Origin of the sequence: Candidatus Pelagibacter sp. (assembly GCF_052049935.1) — a bacterium.
Taxonomy (GTDB): domain Bacteria; phylum Pseudomonadota; class Alphaproteobacteria; order Pelagibacterales; family Pelagibacteraceae; genus Pelagibacter.
The window spans coordinates 1-3,439 of sequence record NZ_JBNGZA010000024.1 but is presented as its reverse complement, the minus strand read 5'-3'; the positions used below and the strand labels follow the sequence as shown (position 1 = coordinate 3,439).

Below are 3,439 nucleotides of genomic sequence, written 5' to 3'. Positions count from 1 at the left end.
ATTTTAAGCATTTTATAATGTATATATTTAATTAAATGTTTTTAAACATTTAAAAACTTCTTGAATTTTAAGATAATAAAGCCAGGGTTAGAAATTAGTATTTTTAAAATATAAATAAACCTGTAAGGCCATAAATAATTTTTTCCTCTAAAGTGATTATTAAAAACAAAATTATCAGCTTTTGTGTTTATCCTTATTTGATTTAAGTTTTTATACGGTTTTTTTAATATTCTAGTTTTGTAATTAACATTATCACTTCTGATATATGTGTGAGTTGCCAAACTCCCCATACCTATATTTTCAACTAAATTATTCTTTGGTGTAAGTACCAGCATATTATTATACCATAAACATAAGTTCCAAGGATATGCCCAACTATCAATTTTATTTTTATAAGAATTATTAAAAATTTTAATCCAATATTTTTCTTCTAAGGGTAAATTAAATATATCTCTAAAATTTTTTGAACTTTTCCATTTTTTCCAAAATAAAATGTCTTTATCATATAATTTCCATCTATTTCTCCATGTAGCCCATCCCCAACAATGAGCATACTTAGAAAAATAATAGCTACTTTTTATTTTAACTTGAGATTTTAAAAAATTGTTACCAGTTATGCTTCCTATCTTTTTATTTTTTTCAAATTTGTTAAGTCCCCAAATACAAAATCTAAAAAAACTTGTCGATGGTATACAATCATCTTCTAAAATAATACCCTTTTTTTCATTCTTAAAAAACCAATCTAAGCCAGCTGAGACTGCAAGCTTACATCCATGATTTTTATTAAGATATTTTTTTTTAATTTGTTTTGTCCAATTAATTTTATCAATTATCTCTTTGCATTCTAAATTAAGTTTAAAATCATTATTATTTTTTTTTGGTCCATCAGAAAAAATATAAAGACATTTTGGTTTAAATTTTTTCAACTTTCTGATTAGTAGTTGGGTTTCCTTAGGTCGATTGTATATTAAGATTAACAGTGGTGTATTCATCAAAAATAAAGTTATTTTTTATAAAAATTTAAATACCATTTATAAGTAATTTCTAAATTTTTTTGCATATTACTTCCAAATTTATATACACCTAATTTTTTTATTTTGCTTGTATTAATTGCATATCTAAAATCATGACCTTTTCTATCTGTAACAAATTTGATTACTTCAGAAAATTTACTTTTGAATTTTGAATCATTTTTCTTATGTATGTTAATTAATTTTTTTGTAATAACTATATTTGATAAAACCGAGTTTGATCCAATATTATATGTTTCTCCAATTTTTCCATACTTTGATAATTCAAATAAAATTTTTGCATGATCTTTGACAAAAATCCAATCCCTCATATTTTTTCCATTTCCATAAATAGGAATTTTTTTTTTATGAATTAAATTAAAAATAATTTTAGGGATTAACTTTTCTTTATTTTGATATGGACCAAAATTATTTGAACAATTCGTGGTAATTACAGGTAAATTAAAAGTTTTATTCCAAGCTCTAACCAACATATCTGACGATGCTTTAGAAGCAGAATATGGAGAGTTAGGATAAAATTTATTTATTTCTGAAAATTGACCTTTTTTAATTGAACCATAAACTTCGTCAGTAGAAACATGTATTAGTTTAAATCTTTTATATTTCTCAGAATATTCTCTTAAAACTTCGAGCAATGAATAAGTGCCTAAAATATTTGACTTTATAAAAACTTTTGAATTTTCAATTGAATTATCAACATGTGACTCAGCTGCCAAATGAAATATTATATCTGGTTTATAATAAAATATAATTTTTCTTAATTTTTTCTTTTCACAAATATCAATCTTTTTTAAAGTAAATTTAGGGTTTTTTCTGAATATATTTTGATTTGATGCATATGAGATTTTATCTATACATATTACATGAAAATTTTTTTTTAAAAGATATTCGACAAGATTTATTCCTATAAAACCTAATCCACCAGTAACAACAATTTTTTTCATTAATATTTACATGAACTTTAATTTAATTGATTGATATTTTTTTTATCTAATTCAATTAATTTTTGATTTTTTAAGTATAAAATTTTATCACAGTTCTTAAGCAATTCTAGTTTATGTGTTACAAAAATTATTGATTTTTCTTTCTTTAATTCAAGCAAATTTTTCATAAATTCATTTTCTGTCTTTTCATCTAAAGAATTAGTAGATTCATCAAATATTAAAAATTCTGGATTATTGTATAAGGCTCTTGCTATTCCAATTCTTTGTTTTTGCCCGCCAGATAAACTTACTCCATTTTCACCGATTATAGTTTTTTCTTTTAATTTCAAACTATTCACAAAATCATAAATTAGAGAATTTTTAAGCGATGTAAGAAGTTTATCTTTATCTATGTTTTTTTGATCCACTCCAAAAGCGATATTTTTTTCAATTGTATCGTTTAACAAATAAGTAAACTGTGAGACATATCCAATTCTATTTCTCCATTCATGGACATGATTTGAAATATTTATATCATTCAACAGTATTTTTCCATTATTTGGATTTAATAAACCAGAAATAATATCTATTAATGTAGATTTTCCTGACCCTGTATCACCAAATAGGCCAATCAATTCTCCTTTTTTTATCTCTAAACTTATATTTTTAATAATAAAATCGTTAATATTTTTTGTATCATCATAATCAAAATTTATATCAACTAACTTTAGATGATTTTGACTCTTAAAGATGTTCTCATTTGAGTCAGTTTTAATTTCAGGTTTATTTTTTTTAACGTCAATGATTAATTGATCTAAAATAGGAATTGCATATTTTAAATTATTCAAATATGTAATAAGCTTGTTTATAGATGGCAACAATCTAAGAGCAGCACCAGCAAAAATTCCTAGAAATACGATATTATTGTTAGTATCATTTAAATCATTTACATTAAAAAACATTACAATTAATAAAATATTAATTGAAAATATCTCTACAACATATCTTGGTGTTTGCATTAAATTTGAAATTTTATAAAGTGAATTAGAAACTTTACTGACACTCAAATCAAAATTTTTTAAAAAAAATTCTTCTTTGTTATTTATTTTAATATCCCTAAATCCATTTAATCCCTCTAAAATTTTTTTTTGAAAAATATTAAACTCATTTAATCTTAAGCTTGCATAAATCTTCATTTTTTTTTGATAAAAATATGCAACTATAGATCCAAAAAATAAAAGTAAACAAAAAATAATAGAAGTTTCTTTTGGATATAAATAAAATAAAAAAGTTACAATAAATAATATAGTTACAGCCTCTAAGACTATTATTACTATAGCATCTATTAACGTTGAAACAAAATTTTCCACCTCTCCTCTTAGTGTATTTATTTTTTTAAAAATTTTGTCTTTCATAAAATTTTGATAGGAAGTATTTAAATAGATATCCATTAATTTATTTGATAGTTTTTTATAATATTGAAAT

3 protein-coding genes are annotated in these 3,439 nt (G+C 22.3%); all 3 read right to left on the bottom strand.

Annotated features, from left to right (window positions below; translation table 11 throughout):
* Window positions 1-41: 41 nt before the first annotated feature.
* On the bottom strand, window positions 42-926 hold the full coding sequence (locus ACTT90_RS07335) for a hypothetical protein (RefSeq protein WP_440938079.1): 885 nt from the start codon (window positions 924-926) through the stop codon (window positions 42-44).
* Window positions 927-1,003: 77 nt separating this feature from the next.
* Window positions 1,004-1,975 (bottom strand): dTDP-glucose 4,6-dehydratase, encoded by a 972-nt coding sequence (rfbB, locus tag ACTT90_RS07330; RefSeq protein WP_440938078.1) that lies wholly within the window; start codon window positions 1,973-1,975, stop codon window positions 1,004-1,006.
* A 17-nt stretch (window positions 1,976-1,992) separates the two neighbouring features.
* The coding region (locus tag ACTT90_RS07325; RefSeq protein ID WP_440938077.1) for an ATP-binding cassette domain-containing protein at window positions 1,993-3,439 on the bottom strand (1,447 nt) is incomplete at its 5' end.

Coding starts and splice junctions, on each gene's coding strand:
- rfbB (WP_440938078.1), bottom strand. CDS start 1,975: ATGAAAAAAATTGTTGTTACTGGTGGATTAGGTTTTATAGGAATAAAT.